The organism is Halanaerobium saccharolyticum, from assembly GCF_004362045.1.
GTDB lineage: Bacteria > Bacillota > Halanaerobiia > Halanaerobiales > Halanaerobiaceae > Halanaerobium > Halanaerobium saccharolyticum_C.
Map to the genome: position 1 here is coordinate 66,628 of NZ_SNWX01000002.1, position 21,879 is coordinate 88,506.

The 21,879-nt window shown below is 36.8% G+C and carries 18 protein-coding genes, 1 pseudogene and 1 riboswitch; of the genes and pseudogenes, 16 read left to right on the plus strand and 3 right to left on the minus strand.

All coding sequences use genetic code 11. The features are described from left to right. The first annotated feature begins 159 nt into the window (after positions 1-159). From DFR79_RS01750 to DFR79_RS01770, 7 genes are all read left to right on the plus strand, one after another. On the plus strand, positions 160-837 hold the full coding sequence (locus DFR79_RS01750) for a DtxR family transcriptional regulator (RefSeq protein ID WP_133513785.1): 678 nt from the start codon (positions 160-162) through the stop codon (positions 835-837). 5 nt (positions 838-842) lie between these two features. Then, positions 843-1,073, plus strand: coding sequence for a FeoA family protein (locus tag DFR79_RS01755; RefSeq protein ID WP_133513786.1), 231 nt, complete (start codon positions 843-845; stop codon positions 1,071-1,073). Continuing rightward, positions 1,073-3,121: a ferrous iron transport protein B gene (gene feoB, locus DFR79_RS01760; RefSeq protein ID WP_133513787.1), complete on the plus strand. Its 2,049-nt coding sequence runs from the start codon at positions 1,073-1,075 to the stop codon at positions 3,119-3,121. The genes DFR79_RS01755 and feoB overlap by 1 nt, the downstream gene beginning before the upstream one ends. Positions 3,122-3,162: 41 nt before the next feature. Continuing rightward, on the plus strand, positions 3,163-3,336 hold the full coding sequence (locus DFR79_RS16050) for a hypothetical protein (protein ID WP_166637937.1): 174 nt from the start codon (positions 3,163-3,165) through the stop codon (positions 3,334-3,336). 145 nt (positions 3,337-3,481) lie between these two features. Beyond that, on the plus strand, positions 3,482-3,772 hold the full coding sequence (locus DFR79_RS01765; RefSeq protein WP_133513788.1) for a DUF2325 domain-containing protein: 291 nt from the start codon (positions 3,482-3,484) through the stop codon (positions 3,770-3,772). A 145-nt stretch (positions 3,773-3,917) separates the two neighbouring features. Continuing rightward, positions 3,918-4,064 carry a hypothetical protein gene (locus DFR79_RS16055; protein ID WP_166637938.1) on the plus strand — a complete coding sequence of 49 codons (147 nt, stop codon included), beginning with the start codon at positions 3,918-3,920 and terminating at the stop codon, positions 4,062-4,064. 33 nt (positions 4,065-4,097) lie between these two features. Beyond that, a complete protein-coding gene (locus DFR79_RS01770; RefSeq protein ID WP_243727682.1) occupies positions 4,098-4,280 on the plus strand; it encodes a DUF2023 family protein in 183 nt (60 codons plus the stop codon). A gap of 93 nt (positions 4,281-4,373) precedes the next feature. Here DFR79_RS01770 and DFR79_RS01775 read toward each other — a convergent pair whose 3' ends face one another. The 3 genes from DFR79_RS01775 to DFR79_RS01785 form a co-directional block, all read right to left on the minus strand. Further along, positions 4,374-5,813: a carbon starvation CstA family protein gene (locus tag DFR79_RS01775; RefSeq protein ID WP_133513790.1), complete on the minus strand. Its 1,440-nt coding sequence runs from the start codon at positions 5,811-5,813 to the stop codon at positions 4,374-4,376. 106 nt (positions 5,814-5,919) lie between these two features. Next, a complete protein-coding gene (locus DFR79_RS01780; RefSeq protein WP_133513791.1) occupies positions 5,920-6,687 on the minus strand; it encodes a LytR/AlgR family response regulator transcription factor in 768 nt (255 codons plus the stop codon). Then, positions 6,687-8,393 carry a LytS/YhcK type 5TM receptor domain-containing protein gene (locus tag DFR79_RS01785; RefSeq protein ID WP_133513792.1) on the minus strand — a complete coding sequence of 569 codons (1,707 nt, stop codon included), beginning with the start codon at positions 8,391-8,393 and terminating at the stop codon, positions 6,687-6,689. Before DFR79_RS01785 ends, DFR79_RS01780 begins: the two co-directional genes overlap by 1 nt. A gap of 211 nt (positions 8,394-8,604) precedes the next feature. Between DFR79_RS01785 and DFR79_RS01790 the strand changes: the two genes are divergently transcribed. From DFR79_RS01790 to nrdD, 9 genes and pseudogenes are all read left to right on the plus strand, one after another. Beyond that, entirely contained in the window at positions 8,605-10,446 is a 1,842-nt protein-coding gene (locus DFR79_RS01790) for an HD domain-containing phosphohydrolase (RefSeq protein ID WP_166637939.1), read from the plus strand. Between the two features lie 235 nt (positions 10,447-10,681). After that, positions 10,682-11,731 carry a magnesium/cobalt transporter CorA gene (gene corA, locus DFR79_RS01795; protein WP_133513794.1) on the plus strand — a complete coding sequence of 350 codons (1,050 nt, stop codon included), beginning with the start codon at positions 10,682-10,684 and terminating at the stop codon, positions 11,729-11,731. Further along, entirely contained in the window at positions 11,722-15,474 is a 3,753-nt protein-coding gene (locus tag DFR79_RS01800) for a DUF445 family protein (RefSeq protein WP_133513795.1), read from the plus strand. The genes corA and DFR79_RS01800 overlap by 10 nt, the downstream gene beginning before the upstream one ends. Before the next feature lie 40 nt (positions 15,475-15,514). Beyond that, positions 15,515-16,438, plus strand: a complete 924-nt coding sequence (locus tag DFR79_RS01805; protein ID WP_243727689.1) for a metal ABC transporter solute-binding protein, Zn/Mn family — start codon at positions 15,515-15,517, stop codon at positions 16,436-16,438. Next, positions 16,438-17,211 (plus strand): metal ABC transporter ATP-binding protein, encoded by a 774-nt coding sequence (locus tag DFR79_RS01810; RefSeq protein ID WP_133513797.1) that lies wholly within the window; start codon positions 16,438-16,440, stop codon positions 17,209-17,211. Before DFR79_RS01805 ends, DFR79_RS01810 begins: the two co-directional genes overlap by 1 nt. Continuing rightward, the gene (locus DFR79_RS01815; RefSeq protein ID WP_133513798.1) at positions 17,204-18,010 is read left to right on the plus strand and encodes a metal ABC transporter permease; all 807 of its coding nucleotides are present in this window, start codon (positions 17,204-17,206) and stop codon (positions 18,008-18,010) included. The genes DFR79_RS01810 and DFR79_RS01815 overlap by 8 nt, the downstream gene beginning before the upstream one ends. A 161-nt stretch (positions 18,011-18,171) precedes the next feature. Next, positions 18,172-18,377, plus strand: a riboswitch (cobalamin riboswitch). Positions 18,378-18,710: 333 nt separating this feature from the next. Then, positions 18,711-20,771 (plus strand): ribonucleoside triphosphate reductase, encoded by a 2,061-nt coding sequence (locus tag DFR79_RS01820; protein WP_133513799.1) that lies wholly within the window; start codon positions 18,711-18,713, stop codon positions 20,769-20,771. Further along, complete coding sequence (locus DFR79_RS01825) at positions 20,772-21,470, plus strand: anaerobic ribonucleoside-triphosphate reductase activating protein (protein ID WP_133513800.1); 699 nt, start codon at positions 20,772-20,774, stop codon at positions 21,468-21,470. A gap of 148 nt (positions 21,471-21,618) precedes the next feature. Next, positions 21,619-21,741: pseudogene (gene nrdD / locus DFR79_RS01830) on the plus strand (anaerobic ribonucleoside-triphosphate reductase); the annotation flags it as partial. Positions 21,742-21,879: the final 138 nt, after the last annotated feature.

Consider the following 21,879-nt stretch of genomic DNA (forward strand, 5'->3'; position numbering starts at 1 on the left):
GAAGTAAATTATAATTTATTTTTGCTAAGGGAAATGTTCTGAATGTGATAAATGTAGTTTTGTTTCGAAAAAAGCATAACTTTGTCTGCAGTATTAATTATTTATAAATATATCTTTCTTTTGTTTTCAGGTGAGACTAAAAAAATTGGGGGAATTAATTTGGAAGCTAAAATTACTTTATCAGAATCAATGGAAGATTATCTGGAAGCTATTTTCAATTTAATCAAAAAAAATGGCTCGGCCAGGGTAACAGATATCGCAAATTCACTGGGGATTGCAGCTTCTTCTGTCAATCAGGGTTTGAAAAAACTAAATCAGCAGGGGTTAATTAAACAGCAGAAATATGGTCCGATCAAATTAACACAAAGTGGTGTGCAGGCGGCAGAGAAAGTCAACTGCAAACATCAGATTTTATATCTTTTTTTACACAAAACTCTTGGAGTTAAGCCGGAAACCGCTGATCAGGATGCCTGCAGTATTGAACATGTCTTAAGTCAGGAAAGTTTCGAAAAAATGGTTGATTATCTAATCAAAAATAATTATATAGAAGAACAGAGTTGTGCTTTTAAATTCATGGAGAACGAGGAGGAAGAAAAAATGGCAGCTAAAGAATTGATGTTAGCTAGCATGAGTGTTGGGTCAAAAGCTGAAGTACTAAAAATTGAGTCTAAGGGTCGTCTGAAAAGAAAATTGATGGATATGGGTTTAAATAGAGGTGCCAGAGTGGAAGTTAAAGGAAAGGCACCAATGGGAGATCCAATAGAAATTAAGGTTAGAGGTTACAGTTTAAGTTTACGCCAGGATGAAGCAGCAGAGATTCTGGTAAAGGAGGTTTAAAGGTGATGCCTTTAGCAATGTTAAGGCAGGGTGAGACAGCCTGCATTAAAGAAATTGTTGGTGGGAGGACTGCAAGAGGTAAGCTGACGGATATGGGATTTGTAAGTGGTAAGACAGTAAAGATTCACCGCAGTTCTGGTGGACCATTAATTGTGGGACTTGGAGATAATAGAATTGCACTTGGTAGAGGAATGGCACATAAAATAATAGTAAATACAGGAGGATGTGAAAATTAATGGCTTTAAATAAAAGGGAAAGAAAAAATACAGAGCTCAAAGTTGCTTTAGCGGGAAACCCGAATTCCGGTAAAACCACAATGTTCAATGAATTGACAGGTTCCAGACAGCATGTCGGAAACTGGCCTGGAGTAACAGTAGAAAAGAAAACAGGTCGTGCATTTTATCAGGATTATTCACTGGAAGTAATTGATCTTCCCGGTACATATTCTCTGGGAGCATATTCGGAAGATGAAGTTGTCGCACGAGATTTTCTGACAGCCGGTGATTATGATGTAGTCTTAAATATTATCAACTCTGCTAACCTGGACCGGAATCTATACTTTACAGTTCAGTTATTAGAAATGGGAGTAGACTTAATTGCAGTTTTAAATATGGCTGATGAGGCTGAGAAAAAAGGAATTAAAATTGATAAAAACAAATTAAGTCAGATGCTGGGAACACCGGTAGTAGAAACTGTAGCCAGCCGGGGTAGAGGAATTGATAATCTTTTAGAGCAGACTGTTCAAAATAGAAATCTAACAGAAGCTTCTTTAAAAATTGACTACGGCAGTGAAGTTGAAGACCTGATTAGTGAAGTAGTAGAAATGCTTAAGCAGTATGATTTTTCTCAGCAGATCAATCAGCGCTGGGCAGCGGTCAAGTTAATTGAACATGATCCAGAAGCTGTAAAATTACTGGAAAGAGAAGTTGGAGCCTCAAAAGCGAAAAAAATAAAGAGTTTAATTGCCGAAAGAGAGCTTAAAGCTGAAGATGATTTTGATAATATCATTATTGATAAAAAATATGAATTTATAAATAAAATTATAGAAGAGAGTGTTAAAAGACCGGCTGCAGATGCAGAACTCGAAAATGTTTCTGACAAAATTGATGCAGTGGTAACTAATAAATATCTTGGTATTCCAATTTTTATGGCAGTTATGTGGGCAATTTTCAAATTCACATTTACTCTTGGTGACCCGCTGATTGGTTATATTGAAACCTTCTTTGAAATAGCCGGCGGCTGGATTGGAACTCAGCTTTTAGAAATCGGGGTTGCTCCACTAATTTCTTCTTTCATAACTGATGGGATTATTGGTGGTGTAGGTTCGGTACTGGTCTTTATTCCAAATATCTTTTTATTATTCCTGGCCATTGGTGTTTTAGAAGACAGTGGTTATATGTCCAGAGCCGCTTATGTAATGGATAAGGTAATGAGCAAGTTAGGACTGCATGGAAAGTCATTTATTCCGATGATTGTTGGTTTTGGCTGTAATGTTCCTGGAGTTATGGCTACCAGAACTTTGGACAGTAAACGGGATCGTATTATTTCAATCTTAATTAATCCACTGATGTCCTGTTCTGCAAGATTACCAGTTTATGTTGTTTTTGCAGGCGCCTTATTTTCCAGTCATGCAAGTACTGTGGTTTTCTCACTTTATATAATGGGTATTGTGATGGCAGTAATAATGGCGGGTATTTTCAATAAAATATTATTTAAAGGTGAGCGTTCTCACTTTGTAATGGAACTGCCTCCCTATCGTTTTCCAACTTTAAAGGGTGTAATTATTCATATGTGGGAAAAAGTAGGAGCCTTCCTCAAAAAAGCAGGAACAATTATTTTCTCAGTTGTTGTTTTAATCTGGGTTTTAGCTAATTTACCTTTAGGAGTAGAATATGCTTCTGCAGAAAGCTTTATTGGCCAGTTTGGGCAGTTAGTAGCTCCAATTTTTGCTCCACTAGGATTTGGCAGCTGGCAGGCAGCATCATCTCTGGTCTTTGGTATTTTAGCGAAAGAAGTTGTGGTTGGAACCTTAGGAGTTGTTTATGCGGCAGGAGAAGGCGGCTTAAGAACAGCCTTGCTGGCCAATTTTACTCCACTGGCAGCTTATTCCTTCCTGACAATGGTACTTTTATATACCCCGTGTATTGCAACTCTGGGAGCAATTAAATCTGAAACTCAGAGCTGGAAGTGGACCTTAATCACAGCTTCATATCTCTTTGTTTTAGCCTGGATAACAGCCTTCGTGATTTATCAGGGTGGAATGCTGCTTGGAATTGGTGTTTAATTTAGAACTGAATTTAAGCTGGATAGCTTAAGGAGGTTATTATGGAATATTTATTTTTGGGAGTTTTAGGACTGGGAAGTCTTTATTATATAGGCAAAAAAGTTTATGGTGGAATCAAGGGTACTGATAGTCCCTGTGCCGGCTGTAGTGATAGCGGCTGCCCGGTATCTGGTGGAAAAGAATATGATTTTGATGATATTAAGATAGATGATTAACAAACATATAGGATAGGTACCAGGTACAAATAGGCCTATTTGTACCTGGTACCTATAAATAAAGAGAGAAAGGAAGAATAATTATATTTTTTATTTTGATTGATAATGAGAATTGTTTTCATTTAATAATAAGGAGGAGAGTAGAATGTCGTTAATGATAGTTGGCGCAGATAATTTAGGATCGATTAGAGATAATGTCAAAGATTTAGGTTTTGAAGAGATTACCCACCTTAGTGGAAGAAAAAAATCTAAGTTCAGGAATTTTGAAATCCCTGCTGACACGGATTTTGTACTGGTGATGACTGATTACATAAACCATGCTGTAATGCGAAAAGTTAAAAGTGCAGCAAAAGAGCGTGGAGTCAGCGTTATTTATGCCCGCCGCAGCTGGTCTGCTATTTATAAAAAGCTGGAAAGAAGAGCAATTTGTGTTTAGACCATTCAAATTTATTCCAAAAATAAAGAGCTAAATTTACAAAAATAAATGCGAAAGGAAGATTATAATGAGTAAAATTGGAGTTTTTTATGGTAGTACTACAGGAGATACTGAGGAATTAGTTATGAGTCTGGCAGCATAATTTGTGGGTCAATATTCTGTTGAGAGTTATGACTTTAGCGAATCAAGAGCAGTAGTAGATGGGAAGCTAATTGGTTTAGCAATAGATAATACAAATCAGGCGGATCTAACTGCTGAGAGGCTTAGTGAGTGGAGTTCGGATCTATTTTAGAAATATGTTCTGTTTTAGATCTAATTTATTATTTTGGGCGATCAAAATTGTGTTGATGTAATTAAAGAAATTGATAAAAATAATCTAAAAGACTATACAGATGAAGAAAATTTTAGGCTGGGAATAATGCTGGGTTATGATAGATTAAAACAGTGTGAACACTATGTAAAAAGAAAAGCTGAGAAAAGTGAAATAAAAAACCGGATTCCTGGTTAAGATTAGAGGGAATCCGGTTTTATTATTTAATAAAGAGTGTTCATTTTGCTGAGTAGAATCTATTTCCAACATTTCCCAAGTACCCGGTACTAGTTACACTGCTTCTTTTTGAACCATAACTTCTTCTTCAAATTGAGTGCTGTTAATTTTGGCAATATAAATTCCCATAGTTATAACTGCGATAATGATTCCAGCAGTGACTGAGAAGGTATAAGGTAACTGGAAACCTTCTGGAGCATAGAGAATATAGGTCGAAGAAACACCTGTCATAAAGAAGGCTGGAATCGAGGCAATCCAGTGATTTTTACCGTGTTTGGCAAGCCAGACTGCACCGGCCCATAGAACAACCATGGCAACTGTCTGATTTGACCAGGCAAAATAGCGCCATAAAGCATCAAAGTTAATCTGAGATAGGGCTCCCCCAACGATAAAAATTGGAATCGCCAGCATTAGTCTATTTTTAACCGATTTTTGTTCTAAACCAAAGATATCAGATAAAGTTAAACGAACACTTCTAAAAGCAGTATCTCCGGAAGTGATTGGAGCTGCAATTACACCCAACATTGCCAGGACTCCACCAACAGCTCCCATCATTGTACCTGTAATTTCGTGGACAACACCGGCCGGTCCACCAAGCGAGCTCAGTGCACCATTAAGACCTCCAGTTCCCTGGAAAAATGTCATAGCTGCAGCTGCCCAGATTAAAGCAACAATACCTTCAGCTACCATTGCCCCATAAAAAATACGGCGGCCTTCTTTTTCATTGGTTGTACAGCGGGCCATAATCGGTGACTGGGTTGAGTGGAAACCACTGATTGCACCACAGGCGATTGTTACAAATAATAAAGGCCACATTGGTAATTCACCGGGATGCAGATTGTTTAGAGCTATATTTGGAATATTATAATCTCCAAAAATCAAGCCTCCCCCAACACCCAGGGCCATAATTAAAAGTGCCCCGCCAAAGATTGGATATAATTTACCGATAATTTGATCAACTGGTAAGAAAGTAGCAATAAAATAGTAGCCCAGAATAATAACTAACCAGATATTAACTCCCATAAAGCCTGGTGTCAAGTTAGCCAGCAGCATAGCCGGTCCGGTCATAAAAACAGTTCCTACTAAAACTAAAAGCACAATACTAAAAACTCTCATAATCTGTCTGATGGTTCCTCCAAGATTTTCCCCGATAATCTCAGAGATAGAGGCTCCTCCGGAACGAATAGAAAGCATTCCGGAAAGATAATCGTGGACCCCACCGGCAAAAATGGTACCAAGTACTATCCAGAGAAAAGCACTTGGCCCCCATAGAGCACCGGCAATTGCGCCAAAGATAGGTCCTAAACCGGCAATGTTTAAAAACTGGATCAGAAAAGCCTTTTTCCAGTCCATTGCTATGTAGTCTACACCATCTTCCATCGAAATTGCAGGAGTTTCCCGTTCAAACTGTGAACCAAAAATTTTGTCCACAATTTTTCCATAAGTAAAATAACCAATAATTAATACAGCTAAAGAAATAAGAAAAGATGTCATTAAATATAACCCCCTAATAAATTTTTATTACATTTTAATTATACATGGATTCAGAGGTTATAGAAGGATTTTTAACTGAATTGTAAAAATATTATACTCAATTGCATTATTTGAGATTTAAGAGTTTATTTATCTGATCAACCCGGGAACGACTGACGGGAATTTTATGTTCCGAAAAATCTTCCATTAACACCTGATATTTACCTTTAAACCAGGGTATAACTGCTTTAATATGTCTCAAATTAACAATATAGCTTTTATGAATCCGGAAAAACTGTTCCGGCAGCATCTTTTCTAATTCCTTAAGCTGAAATCCTGTCATATATGATTTTTTGTGGCAGTGAGCCCAGACTTTCTTTTCTTTAGTGGAAAAATAGTAAATATCCTCAAAATTGAGCATCAGATAATAATCTTTTTCCATCACTGCAATTTTATTCAGGCAGTCTTTTTGCTTTGAGCTATTGAAATTTGCAAATAAATTTTCCAGCTGTTGATTAAAATCAGTGCTTTTATTAATTTCGTTTTTTGCCCGTTCTAAACTTTCTTCCAGGCGCTGGTCACTGATTGGTTTTAATAAATAATCAACTGCAGATAGCCTAAAAGCTTCGACTGCATATTCATCATAGGCGGTAGTAAAAATAATATAAGGAGCAGTTTTTTGCTGTTTTAAAATTCGAGCAATTTCGATTCCACTTTTACCCGGGATCTGAATATCTAAAAAAAGCAGATCAATTTTATTTTTCTGTAAAATTTCAAATGCCCTTTTGCCATCTGCTATTTCGTAAAGAACTTCAAAGTCGGGATCTTCTTCAATTAAAAACTTTAACTCATCTCTAGCCAATTTTTCATCTTCGACAATCATTGTTTTGATCATCAGTTTGCTTTTCTCCTTTCAAAAAGAAACTCGGAAGGAATCTTGATTATATTTTGAGTACCCTGCCCGGCTGCAGATTTAATTTTGAAGTCTGCATTACTGCCGTAAACAGAATGTAATCTCTCTTTTATATTATTGATTCCTATGCGATCATTATTTCCATTTTCAATTTCAGCAATTTTTGCCTCGGTTATTCCCGGCCCGTTATCTTCAATACTGATCTGGAGCTGATCACCCTTTTTCTGGGCACTGACAATAATCTGGCCGCCTTCTTCCTGAGGGTAAATTCCATGTTTAATCGAATTTTCAACTAAAGGTTGAATAATAAATGGTGGTATAATAGTACCTTTTAATTCAGCCGGGATTTCCCACTTGACCTGAAGTCTTTTGTCCAGTCTTGCTTTTTCTATACTTAAATAATCCTGACAGAATTCAATTTCCTCCTCTAAGGTTATTTGATACACATCTCTCTTTAGAGTTCTGCGGAAGATGCCTGCCAGTTTTATCAGCAGTTCCCGGGCCTGCCGGGGCTGAGTTCTGCAGGAAGCAGCAATTGCATTAAGTGAGTTGAAAAGAAAATGTGGATTAACCTGAGCCTGGAGAGCTTTAAGTTCAGCTTCACTCTTAAGTTCAGCCTGTTTTGATAATTTGGCCAGCTTAATTTGAGTTGCCAGCAGGTTAGAAATTCCTTCTGCCAGTTTAATATCCAGCACAGTTATTTTTTGATTACAGCGGTATAATTTGAGAAGTCCATAAACACTATTTTCAATTTTTAAAGGAGTAATTACAGCATCAGTTAACTGACATCCCTGATGATTGCAGTTAATTTCTTTTTTATTATCAATCAGGATAGATTTTTTTTGCTCGATGGCTCTGCGGCTGGCTTCAGTTTTGATTTCCTCACCTGCAAGATGATGATCTTCTCCGGTACCGGTAAAAGCTAGAACCGTTTCTTTATCAGTTATAGAAACTGCATCAACCTGACTTTCTTTTTTGATCATCTTAATAATCTCTGCCGCAGCTTCCTGGTCAAGCCCATCTTGCAGCAGCGGTAATGAGCGATCAGCTATAGAAAGTACTTTCTCTGCCTGTAAAGCTCTTATTTTTTGATTATCTTCCTTAACTTTATTCAAAATGCTGATAAAAATTGCTATCCCCAGACTGTTGCTCAGGATCATTGGAATGGCAATGATTTTAACTAATTCTACTGCCTGAGCCAGGGGGCGGCTGAAAAGAACTACGATGATCATTTCCACCGTTAAGGCAAAAGCTCCAATTAAAAATCCATTTTTAAAATTTATTTCATTATTGCGATACTTTTTATAAAAAAGCCCCCCAATTAGGCCGCTGGTTGTTGTACCTATCGCACAGGCTAAAGCTGTAAAACCTCCCAGCGAAAAGCGGTGAAGACCTGCAATTAAACCTGCTGTAAGGCCGACAAGTGGGCCACCTAAAATCCCGCCCATCAGGGCACCGATAGCTCTAATATTGGCATAGGCATCCATAATAATGATTCCCAGAAATGTACCCAGAATTGATAAAACTGCAAAAAAGATTGTCAAAAATATTTTTTCGTATTTATTAAAATTATCAGCAAAAATATGTTTTACACTATTGAGACGGCTTAAAATATAGGCAAAAGTTACTATTACACTCATGCTTTTAAAAAGGGTAAATAATACTTCCAAAATTCTGCTGTTATACATAATCCTCTCCTTTAAAAAGTCTTAACCTTCTCTTGATTAAATAATACTACAATAGATTTACTTATTCAAATTCAATTTTTTTTGGTACCTGGTCCAGTAAAAAGATTTAGGTACCTGGTACCTGACGTTGATTGCTATTATTTAACTGAATTGATATACTAAATGGTATAGTATAAGATTAATTATAATTTAAATGTGGGAGAGAACAGTATTGCTCAAAATAGTAATTATCATAAATGATGTCATAGAAAAAAACAAAATAAAATCTCACCTCAATCGGGCTAAAAGGAAAATAAGAGATTTTGATTTTGAACTGGTTAAAGAATTTGATGATAACCGCCAGGCAGTCAATTATCTTTATCAGAATTCCGGGATAGATATCATAATAGTCGAAAATGCTATAGGTAAGGTGTTTTCTGGACTGGATTTAGTAATGCTGGCAGAGAAAGAATTTCCCGGGACAAGTTTAATACTTCTGAATGAGTCGGGTAATGAGCTTGAACTTGATTTTAGAAATGTCAGTAATCTGACTGCCATTTTAAATAAAAGGGAAAGTTATTCTACTTTTAGTAATCTGCTATTATTAACCATTTTGAAACAGAAACATAAAAATGAGGAATCCAGAAAAAAAGAAAAAAAGTTGAATGATTATCGGACAATTATTGATCATACTCATGATGCAATATTTTTGCTGGAGGTGGATTGTGACGAAAATTTTTATTATAAGCGAATTAATGCTACCCATCAGCGTTTAACAGCTCTGAGTAATGAGGAGATTCAGGGGAAGAGGACCGATGAAATTTTCGGAGAAGAAGTTGCAGCAGAATTGGAGAAAAATTACCGCAGATGTTTAAGAAAAAAAGGTCGGATTAACTATACGGAAAAACTGAAATTTCCGGCCGGTCAAAAATACTGGCAGACAACATTATATCCGGTTGTGCGAAATGGAAGAGTAGAAGAGATTGTGGGAGCCTCCTATGATATTACTGATATGGAGGCCAAACAGCAGAGGTTAGATTATATTAAAAGACATGATAGACTGACCGGGCTTTATAATAAAGAATATTTTAATCAGTTATTTGCTGAGCTTAATCAAAAACAGGAGGATGATCTGGCTTTAATTCTGCTTAATGTTGAAAATTTTCATCTGGTAAATAAGTTTTTTAGTTATCAAAAAGGTGATCAGATTTTAAAAGAAATTGCTTCTATTCTGGCTCAAGTTTCGGATAATAATAAAATTGCAGCTCATTTATGTGCAGATCATTTTGCTGTAATTTTAAAAAACCAGAGCAGTTTAGCAGTAGAAAAAACACTTAATTTTATTAAAAAAGAAGTGGGGCAGATTAATATTAAGGGGATTTACATTGATATTGGTGCAGTTTCTTTAAATAAAGTTAATAATAAAATAAATGCTCATGATTTTTTTAATGACGGGGTTTCAAAATTAATACTGCATAGATATAAAGCAAGTAAAAATAGTAAATTCTACTGCTCATTAATGAAGTATCTCGAGGAAAACAATTATAAAGAATTAAGGCGGTATAAACAACTTATCAAAATCACAAAAAAGACTGCCGCTTATTTTAAATTAAATAAAAAAGAAAAAACAAAACTGCTGCTGCTGGCCAGACACCATGATCTGGGTAAATTAGCTCTGGATAAAAACATTGTAAAAAAAGGAGAAAATTTAACAGCAGAAGAGTGGCACGAATATCAAAAACATGTCTTGATTTCTGCTAATTTTGCTGCCTACTATCATGATCTAGCTGGAATCCGCAATTTAATTTACTCCCAGCATGAACATTTTGATGGCAGCGGCTGGCCGGAAGGACTAAAAGGAAATAAAATACCATATCTAAGCAGACTTTTTGCAGTCATTAATTTTTACAGCAAGTTAAAATCAAATCTATATTTTCCTTTTTCCCAAAACGCCTATTATTTTGGAGCTCTGGAAGAGGAAGAAATTGTTAGAGAATTCAATCACTATCGTGCAAAAGTTTTTGACCCGCAAATTGTGGATAAATTTTTATCTTTTCTTAAAATTGAAAGTTAAGTGGATAAGTAGGTTTAAATAGATAGTTATCCACAAGTTACTCACAAAACAGGTGTTTTATCCACAGTTGTTAACAATTAATCAACAAAAATTGTGGATTAAAACCCATAGTTATCAACAATTTATCCACAAAATGTGGATATTAAAAATAATTACTAATAAAAAGAGGATTTAAAAAATCACTTTTCCAGGCGAAACTGGTAAAAAATAAATACTTTGTTAAAGGAGGAGCCAAATGAGAAAATTTTCGCGAGTTAAGTCAAGTGAAATCGGACATACTCCCGGTACTTTACACGGAATTGAAAAAGATATAGAGGCCGAAATTGAGTTAATTCAATTTAATGAAGACAATGTTAAGAAAAAAACAGTTGAAGATTTTTCGTTAGAATTACTGGAAGCAGATTATGTCAACTGGGTTAATATTACCGGAATTCACGATGTAGAATTGGTTAAAGAGGTGGGAAAAGCAATTGATTTACATCCTCTTACCCTGGAAGATATTACTAATACCCGGCAGCGGCCAAAAAAGGAAGAATTTGATGATTATATAATAACAATTCTGGATATGCTGAGTTATCAGGGAGAATACATCCAGTCAGAACAGGTGAGTTTGATTTTGCTGAAAAACACAGTTATTACTTTTCAGGAAGCCCGGGGTGATGATTTCAATCCGGTTCGAGTTAGAATTGAAGAAAATAAAGGACAGATTAGAAAAAAGAAAGCAGATTATTTATTTTATGCCCTACTGGATTCAATAGTAGATAATTATTTTCACATTTTAGAAAGAAACGAAGAGGTTTTAGAGGAGCTGGATGATTTAGTGGTTGCTGCTAAAACTGGTGCTGATACTTTAGAGACTATTCAGAATTTAAAACAGGAGATAGTCTTTTTACGGAAAACTATCTGGCCTTTAAATACAATTTTGGGTAATCTCTACCGGATTGAATCTCCACTCATCAAACAGGAAACAGATTACTACCTGCGTGATGTTTATGACCATATCGGCCAGCTGATGGATGAGATTGATGTCAGCCGGGACATGCTCTCGAGTATGCTGGATATTTATCTTTCCAATAAAAGCAACAAAATGAACGAAGTCATGCAGTTTTTAACAGTAATTTCTACAATTTTTATCCCCCTGACTTTTATTGCCGGAGTTTATGGAATGAATTTTGCCTACATGCCCGAACTGGAACACGAGCTTGCCTATCCTGCTGTGATGTTTTTGATGCTGGTAATTGCTGTAATCCAATTGATTTATTTTAAGAGGAAAAAATGGTTCTAGATCTATTAGCAATCATCTCAGCGGCAGGTACAGGAGCAGTTACCGGCTATTTAACCAATAACCTGGCATTAAAAATGATTTTCAAGGAGTACGGTCCACTTGGGGGAGTGGTAGTCAAAACTAAAGACGAGTTTATTGACAGTATTTCTGCACTGGTAGAAAGAGATCTGATCAATCATCATACTCTAGAAGAAGAGTTTTCTCGTCCAGAATTTAAGAAAAATTTCAATCAGAGTCTGGATGACTTTTTAAATATTTACCTGGAACAGCGCAGTGCTGATGTGAAACTGGGAGATATACCCGGCTGGGAAGAAAATTTTGGTCTTCTCAGTTCAGCTGCAGCAGAAACCGGAGTCGAGTTTCTGGCAGCAGGTAGTAAGGAATTAGAGGAGCAGCAGCTGAGTCAAATAATTTCGGAGTCCGGACAGCAAAAACTGCTGGAGGAAGTTTTTAGTAGAGTAATTAACAAAGCAGAAGCTGCAGAAAGTGGGGAAAATTTACTGCTCAGTTTTTACGAACAGTTGAGATCCCAGAAATTATCTCAACTTTTAAATGAAGAAAGTCAGCTGCAGCTGAAAAAACTGGTTAAAGAGCTTGCTCATTATTTTAGAGATAATTATCAGAATTTAGAAGCGCCCGCAAAGGAAGTTTTTAAAACAGAGATTAGTCAGCTCTTTAATTTAGAAAAAATTAGTCAGAATATAGTAACGGGAATTAAAGGACTTAAAATGTCTGATCTGATCAAAGACAGCAGTGAGTTGGAGAAAATTTTATCCAGATCAGATCTGCGTGATCTTTTAAAAGAAATAGTTGTCAATTTGAAAATTGAACTGGATAATTCGGAACTTCTTTTAGAAGAGTTTTTTACAGAAGAACTGGAAGCAGATTTAACTAAAGAATTTTCTGAACTGATTGATACTGCGGAATCAGAATTATTGGAATTCCTGGAGTCAGAAGAAGCCGAGTTGAATGACCTGATTCTGGAGGCAGTTGAGGAAGAGATCGAAGCAAGTACAGGCTTTAAAGCAATGAGTCGGCAGGGTATTTACAATAAATATCAGGAAAAGATAGAAGAATATGGTCTGCCGCTGACTCATCTTAAAGATTATTTAGCAGCAGATTTAAATTCTGACAATCAAAAACTGGCTGCTGAGCTGATAGCACAAATTAAAGAAATTAGAATGAGTAAAATCCTGCCGAAAATTGATCTGGATAAAGTTATAGAAAGTCTTGAAAAAACAGTGCTGAAGCTCTACCAGCAGTATGAAGATCAAAAAATAATTGAACTTTTTTCAGAAGAAATTTTTGCCGGGGAAATGCTGACAGATAAAATTGTTGAATTAATCTTTACTTCTCTGGAAAAAATAAGCAGTGATGCTGGCTCAATAGAGATTCTGATAGATTATTTAATGGAGCTGAAACTGGAAGATCTGCTCAGTCAGGAAAAAATTGCTCTAAAAAAGGATAAAATTGCCGGGGAAGTTTACCGGCTGCTGTCAGAACAGAATTTTCTGGCAGTAGAAGGAGCGGCTTATCTTAATCAAAATTTTTTCAGTCTTCTAAATAAGGAAGTTAATGATTCTGGACCAGAATTTAAAAATGGAATAGAAAATTATCTCAATCAGCTGCAGCCAGAGATGAGTGATAAAGAAATTAAATCTTTATATAGTTTTTTTCAGGATGATCCGGAGGCTGTTGCAGATTTAACTGAATCAATCACTGCCTTCTTTTATAATAATTTACCTCAGCTTCTGGAAGGTAAGGTGGCACAGGCGGCATCAGCAAATTTACATCAGCTTTCTGATCAGGAAGTACAGACAGCTATCGAAGATTTTATGGGGCAGGAATTAAAACCGATTACTTATTTAGGAGCCCTGCTGGGAGCGGCTGCAGGAATTATCTTTTCACTCAGTGGAGCTGAAACAGCAATTTTTAATGCCTCACCAGTCTGGGTTGATTATTTAAGTTCTGCTGTTTTATATGGTGGAGTGGGCTGGCTGACCAATGTTCTGGCAATCTGGATGATTTTTCATCCCTATCAGGAGAAGAATATTATGGGAGCCAGAATACCCTTTACTCCGGGAGTTGTTGCTAAAAACAGAAGTCGTTTTGCTGATTCTATGGGTAAGTTTGTGGAAAAAGAACTGCTTAAAGCCAATTCGGCAGCAGAAATTATAGAAAATAATCGCTCAGAAATAAAGGATAGAACACTGGAATATTTTGCGGCCGGTGATTATCAGCAGTTTTTTGAGCTGCTGAGAGATAAAAATGAAATACTGGCAGAGTCATTGCTAAATAACCTGGACCAGCTGTTATTGGAACTGGAGCCAGCTGATTTTAAAGCTTTAGTTGGAGCTTTAGAGCAGCAAATAAATAGCTCACTGACTCAAAAAGTGGACTCCTTTGATTTTAGAGCTGCAGTTGAGAAATATTTAAGTCAGGAAGAAAATTATCTTTCAAAACTGGAGTCCCGGATTGTTTCCGGATTCAGTCTGGAACAGCTGTCAGCTTTTGTAAATGGAAAATATAAAGTTAATCTAAACTCCAGCCAGCTGAAACAGCTGCTTAAAAATAGGGAATTTTATCCTTTCTTTAAATTCCTGGCACCACAGCTGCTGGATGGGAAAATGGAATTTGACTTAAAGAATTATTTTCTAAAATTATTGAAACAGGATTCTGATTACTATCTTGATCAAACTTTAAATATATTTTTTGAGCAGCAGGAGAAGATTGCCCGTTTAATTAATTTCAAAAAAGACGAAATTATAGAAAATGAGAAAGAAAAAGAGGGAGGTCTGCTTAAAAATACCCTGATCTCCAGTGCTCTCTACATGGCTGATCTGGATCAATTTGTGGATGCAGTAGTTGAGCGTGTTTTTAATAAACTTCAAAATGAATATTTTGTTGATCAAAGAGATAAATTAGAAGTACTTTATTCTAATTTGCTGGAAGAACTGGAATCTAAAGAGCTGTTTAAAACGGAAAGTCTAAAGCTGAATCAGATATTAAAGAACTTTGTTAGTACTGATCAGGGTTCTGAGCTGTTAACCGAAGTGCTTTATCTAAGTGATCAGCCGCTGGCTGAGCTGACCGATTTAGTCTTTAAAGAAGAAAAACAGGAATTGCTGTCTCTCAATTTGGAAATAAAAGCGGAGGCAGTGGAACAATTTATTAAGCAGCAGCTTAACCTGGAGCAAAAGTTGAAACTTCTGCTGTTATTAAAAGATCTATTTACAGCAGAAAATATTAAAAAAGAAATTCTGCAGCTGCTGAAGACAGCTGATCTAAAAGTATTAAATCAGGAATTAAAAAGTTTATTGAAAGAAATCAAGTTAATTGATTCAGATTCGTTTGATGCTGAATTATATACAGAAATTAAGGCTAATTTGGTTTCGTTATTAAAAACTGAAAAAATAAATAAACTGTTTGTTAATACAGGTGCAGAGGAAATTACAGAGTTAGCTGAGGCTCTGGAACGGGAAATGGACAGAGATAGTCTGGAATATTTGCTGGCCTTATTTGTAGAAGCTGGTGTTGACAGCTTTAAGGCTAATTCGGAAGCTCTGCTTAAAAGTCTGGAGTTAAAAGAGTTAACAGCTGCTGAAGTCAGGAAAATGAATCCGGCGGAAATAGAAGAAGTTTTTGATAGTTTTGCCGGCAAATATTTTGCTCACTTAAAACAGTATGGCTGGTTTGGCGGTGTTTTTGGAGTGCTTCAGTTACTGCTGAGAAATATTATTTAAAAAATATAAAGAGGTGATTTTTATGTGTTCGACCAGAAGAGTGTTTTTGCTTTTTATAATACTAATACTGCTCCTGGCAGGATCTTTTTCGGCTGCTGCAGCTGAAGCCACAGTTGCGGTAACAATTGTACCCCAGCTGGAAATGGTGAAGGCAATTGCTGGTGATAGAGTAGAGGTTGTAGAAATGATTCCCAGGGGATATAGTCCTGCTAATTATGCTCCTTCACCTGCAGAAATGCGGGCTTTTAATCAAGCCAGAATCTATTTTTCGATGGGAGTACCGGCAGATGTGCAGAATATTCTACCCAGAGCAGAAGAACAGTCCGGCTTAGAGGTGATAAAATTATTTGAAAGAATTGAATCAAAATATCCTCACCGTTATTTTGGAGAGGAAGAGACTGCACCCGATGTTGACGAGGAGCAGAAAGTGGGAGCTGATGATCACGGCCCCAGTCATCAGGAAGGCAGAGACCCTCATATCTGGCTTTCTCCAGCCAGAGTTAAACTGATGGTGAAAATAATGAGAGATCAGTTAATAGAAATTCTGCCTGCATATAAAGCAGAATTTAAAGAAAATACAGAGCAGTATTTAGAAAAACTGGCTGCTGCTGATCAGGAAAATCAGGAGTTATTAGCAGAATATCAGGGTCAGGAAATCCTGGTTTATCATCCGTCATTTGGATATTTCACTGAACATTATGGCTTAAATATGCTGGCAATAGAAGAAGAGGGTAAAGAGCCCGGACCCCGGCATCTGCAGGAAATTATAGAATATGCGCGTCAGCAGGGAATCAAGAATGTCTTTTATCAGGCAGAAATTGACAGCAGCAGGGCCAGAGCGGTTGCTGAAGAACTTGGTGGAGAAATCATTCAGCTCAATCCTTTAGCCCAGAATTATATCGATAACTTAAAAGTAATGGCGGAAAAAATAGCAGCTGTACTTGCAGAAAGAGATGATCAGTAGTGGCTTATGCAGTTGAATTGAAAGATGTTTCAGTTAAATATGGTAAGATAAATGCTTTAAAAGAAATTAGTATTCAGGTTGCAGAGGGTGCTTTTTTAGGGATTATTGGCCCCAATGGTGGAGGAAAGACCACACTTTTAAAAGTTATCCTGGGTTTAATTGAACCTGAGGCAGGAGAGGTCAAAATTTTTGGTAATCCTCTCAGCCGGGCGGTTGATAAAATTGGATATGTGCCTCAGATCTCTAATTTTGACCGTGATTTTCCGATTAGTGTGCTGGATGTAGTCCTGATGGCCAGGCTGGGCGGTAGAGTCAGATTTTTTCACCAGTATAAAAATGAAGATATTAAAAAAGCTGAGGCAGTTTTAGATCAGCTTAATCTGCTTCAGCTTAAAGATAGACAGATTGGTAAACTTTCGGGAGGCCAGCTGCAGCGGGTTTTAATCGCCCGAGGACTGGCCGTAGAACCTGAGATTTTACTGTTAGACGAGCCAACTGCAAATGTTGATGCCAGCTCCAGCTCCCAAATTTACGAATTGCTAAAGAATTTAAATGAGGATAAAACAATTATTGTTGCAACCCATGATATGGCAGCTGTATCTTCTTATTTTGATACTCTGGCCTGTTTAAACGAAAAACTCTATCATCATGGTGATAAGTATCTGGACCAGGAGACAACAGAACAGGTTTTTGGCTGTCCGGTAGATTTAATTGCCCACGGTCATCCTCACCATGTATTTGCCCCTCATGGAGAGGAGGAGAATAATGATTGATGCAATTTTAAACTATCAATTTATGCAGAATGCATTTTTTGCAGCAGTTCTGGCCAGTATTGCCTGTGGCCTAATTGGAACGATTATTGTGGAGAAAAAACTGGTGATGTTAAGTGGAGGAATTGCCCATACCTCCTTTGGAGGAATTGGGCTGGGTTATCTTCTGAATATTGAACCAATTTATGGAGCTTTTGGCTTTGCCGTTGCCGCCTCCCTGGCTATTGCCTCTATTCGCCGCAAAATCGGGACTGGCTCAGATACCCTAATTGGAATGTTCTGGTCTTTAGGAATGGCTCTCGGTGTCTTATTTATTGGTTTTACTCCGGGATATCCACCTGATATTTCTTCCTATTTATTTGGAGATATTTTAACAGTCCGCAGAATGGACGTCTGGCTGATGGGAGCCTTAACTGTATTTATGATTTTAGCTATCACCAGTCTTTTTAATTACTGGAAAGCCTATTTATTTGATGAGGAATTTTTGCGGGTGCTTGGTGTTAAGTCCACTCTTTTAGAAAATTTCTTATTTGTGATGATTGCTCTGGCAATAGTGATTTTAATTAGAGTTGTCGGGATAGTACTGGTTATTGCCCTGCTGACAGCACCTCCGGCAGCAGCCCGCTTATATACAGATAATCTGAAAAAAATTATGGGACTGGCTGTTGTTTTCGGGCTTTTATTTTCTTTTAGCGGCTTAACTTTTTCCTATTATTATGATCTGCCATCTGGAGCGGTGATTATTATTACAGCAGTTTTATTTTATTTTGGTTCTGTAGTAATCAAAGGACGTAATGAGTAAATATTTAATTTGATTCTGCTGATCAGCAGAAAAAAAAGTGAGTATTTTAGAGAAAAATTATCTTTAATTAGAGCTCAGCTTGAAATTTGTTTGTAGATTCGCATTGTGATATTTGTGATTTTTCGGCAGATGTATTAAGATAAAAATAGTTAATTAAAAATTGAATAGTTTTAAATAAGGGTTTCAGTCACTATTTTGGCGTTAATAGCGAAAATAACTGATTGAATTAAAATGGGAAAGAGGTTAAAAACCTCTGCGGTCCCGCCGCCGTAAGGTTTAAAGATAATCAAAATTGCCACTGGGAAACTGGGAAGGCTGATTATTAACTGAACCGAGCCGGAAGACCTGCCTTTATTTATAAACACCATAAACTCACGGGTCATGAGGGGTGTTAGAGCAGATTTTATTTAAGTTTGATTTATTTAACTGCTGGCAGCAGTAATTTTTTTAAAAGCCTTTAGCTAAATTGGAGGAGACTGCAGCTTATTCTGGCTTAAGAATAACGAGCTGATTTTAAATAAAATTCTGACAACTAACTTTAATTATTAATCCCTTTCGTGAGCAGCAAGCGAAGGGGATTTTTTATTGCTCATTTTATTAGCAGTTTTTCTAAATTCTATTTTTCAAAGCAGGATTATTTAAATGAGTCGAGAAATAGTTAAATATAAGCAAACATTAGTTCGAAAATAGGAGGCAGGAAATGACTTTAGATTATGTAAAAAAAAGAGACGGCAAAAAAGTTGAATTTAAAGCAGAAAAGATCAAAAGTGCGGTAGCAAAAGCCGCTGAGGCAGTTGACCAGGAAAATGATGAGGTGGCAGAAGAAATAACAGCTGAGGTTTTATCTTATTTGAAAATCTTTTTTAAAAATGGTGGAACTGTAGAAGTAGAACAGATTCAGGACTTAGTCGAGAAAATTTTAATTGAAAAAGGCTATGCTGAAATTGCAAAGGCTTATATTCTCTATCGGGAACAGCGCAGCAAGCTTCGGGACAGCAAAAAATTATTTGCAGATGCGGTTAACATTATGGACGATTATTTAGACCGCAGTGACTGGAAGGTAAATGAAAACTCCAATATGAGTTATTCGCTCCAGGGCTTAAATAATTATATTGCCTCTGAGGTTACAGGTCAATACTGGCTGCAGGAAATTTATCCGGAAGAAACTGCCAAACTGCACAGCAGTGGTGACTTACATATTCATGATCTGGGTAACTTGAGTGTTTACTGCTGTGGGTGGGATTTAGAGGAGTTACTGCGGACTGGTTTTAGAGGAGTTCCAACCAAAATTGAAAGTGCTCCCCCAAAACATTTAAAGACAGCACTTGGACAAATTGTAAATTTCATGTATACATTACAGGGAGAGGCTTCAGGCGCAATGGCTTTTTCCAATTTTGACACCTATCTGGCACCATTTATTGCCTATGATAACCTAGATTACGAAGAAGTTAAGCAGGCAATGCAGGAATTTTTATTTAATATGAATGTGCCGACCCGAGTTGGATTTCAGAGTCCTTTTACAAATATCACCATGGACCTCGAGATTCCCAATTATTTAAAAGATCAGGCGGTTATAATTGGTGGCCAGTATCAGGAAAAATGCTATGGAGAATTTCAGCAGGAGATGGATATGCTTAACCAAGCCTTTGCTGAATTGATGATGGAGGGTGATGCCAAGGGCAGAATGTTTTCTTTTCCGATTCCTACTTACAACATAACTGAGGACTTTGAGTGGGAAAATGAAAAACTGGATCCGGTCTGGGAAATGACAGCAAAATTCGGGATAGCATATTTTTCCAATTTCGTCAATTCGGATATGGATCCTGAAGATGCAAGGAGTATGTGCTGTCGCCTGCGTCTAAATAACAAAGAGCTCCGCAAAAGAGGAGGAGGCTTATTTGGGGCTAACCCGATGACAGGCAGCATAGGTGTGGTAACTTTAAATATGCCCCGAATTGGTTATCAGGCTCAAACTAAAGAAGAGTTTATGGAGAGAGTCTATTATCTGATGGATCAGGCAAAAGAAAGTTTAGAAGTTAAGCGTAAAGTTTTGGAAACCCTAACTGAGCAGGGATTATATCCCTACGCAAAATTTTATTTAAGAGATATTAAAAAGCGCTTTGATCAGTACTGGAAAAATCACTTTAATACAATTGGTCTCAACGGAATGAATGAGGCTCTCCTCAATTTTATTGGTAAGGATATTTCAACTCCAGAAGGCCAGCAGTTTTCTAAAGAAGTAATGGAAAAGATGAGAGAGCTCCTGCAGCAGTATCAGGAAGAAACAGATAATCTGTATAATCTGGAAGCAACTCCGGCTGAAAGTACAGCCTATCGTTTTGCCCGCCTGGACAGAGAAAAGTTTGGTAATCAGATAATTGCTGCCAATCAGGAGCGAGTAGTAAAAGAAGATGCAGATCCCTATTATACTAATTCAACTCAGCTGCCAGTGGGACTGACTGATGATATTTTTACAGCCTTAGAGCTGCAGGATGAACTGCAGTCACTGTATAGTGGAGGAACGGTACTTCATGGATTTCTGGGAGAAAAAATAGACTCCATTAAAGCCACTAAAAAGCTGGTTAAAAGAATTGCTGAAAATTTTAAACTTCCTTATTATACCCTGACTCCATCCTTCAGCATCTGTCCGGTTCATGGTTATCTGCCGGGAGAGCATCAGTACTGCCCTAAATGTGAAGCAGAATCAGAAGTTAAAAAAAATAATAAAGAAAAAATTAAAGCAGAAAGTGGTGTCAATTAGATGCGGCTGGCAGGACTGCAGAAAACTTCGGTTATTGATTTTCCGGACCAGATATCAGCTGTTGTTTTTACTCAGGGCTGTAATTTTCACTGTTCCTACTGTCATAACAGTCAGCTGATTCCGCTGAAACTTCCCTCTGGAAAAGAATTGATGCCGGAATCATATTTTTTCGGTTTTCTGGAGCAGCGGCAAAATCTGCTGGATGGAGTAACTATCACCGGAGGAGAACCGCTGCTGCAGTCTGATTTAAAAGATTTTCTCTTTAAAATCAAAAATGATTATAATTTGTTAATCAAACTGGATACTAATGGCAGCAATTCTTCAGAACTGAAGAAGTTAATGGAGGCAGATTTAATAGATTATCTGGCAGTTGATCTCAAATTTAGCTGGTCTAATTACAAACAGCTGGCTCCAGAAGCTTTGGTCTCAGAAATTAAAAGTTCAGTTGAGCTGATAATTGATTCCAATCTGGACTATGAATTTAGAACCACTGTTGTTCCCAGTTTACACGACAAAGAGGAGCTAGAAAAAATTGCTCAGCAGATTAAAGGAGCAGAGAAATATTTTGTTCAGAACTTCAGGCCAGTTAATACACTCGATCCTGGACTAAAAGATCAGCGAAGTTTTGCACCATCAGAACTGGAAAAATTCAAGTTAGCTGCAGAAAAATATCTTAAAAATGTTCAAATAAGAGACTAATTATATAGCTGGCACTGCTGCCGGCAGCTGTCTATTTTCAATGCAGAAAAGGAGACAGTAAATTTTAATAGGTAAAGATTATTTGATTTAATTTCTTTTTGGAAACATTAAAATGGAATCGAAAGGAGGTTTGAAAATGGCTAAAAAACAAAAATGTGAGGTTTATTCTCGTGTTGTTGGTTACCTGTCACCAGTTTCGGAATGGAATAAAGGAAAAAAAGAAGAATTTAAAGACCGCAAGACTTTTAAATACAAAAAAAACAACACTTAATTAAAGATTATAAACTACAAATTTTTTTGATTATAACTATTGACTATTACTAAGGAACTATCATAATGATAGTTCCTTTATTTTTTTCCTAATTTGCAGGAACTTGTAAATAAAGAGAGAAATCAATTAAGTGTAGGT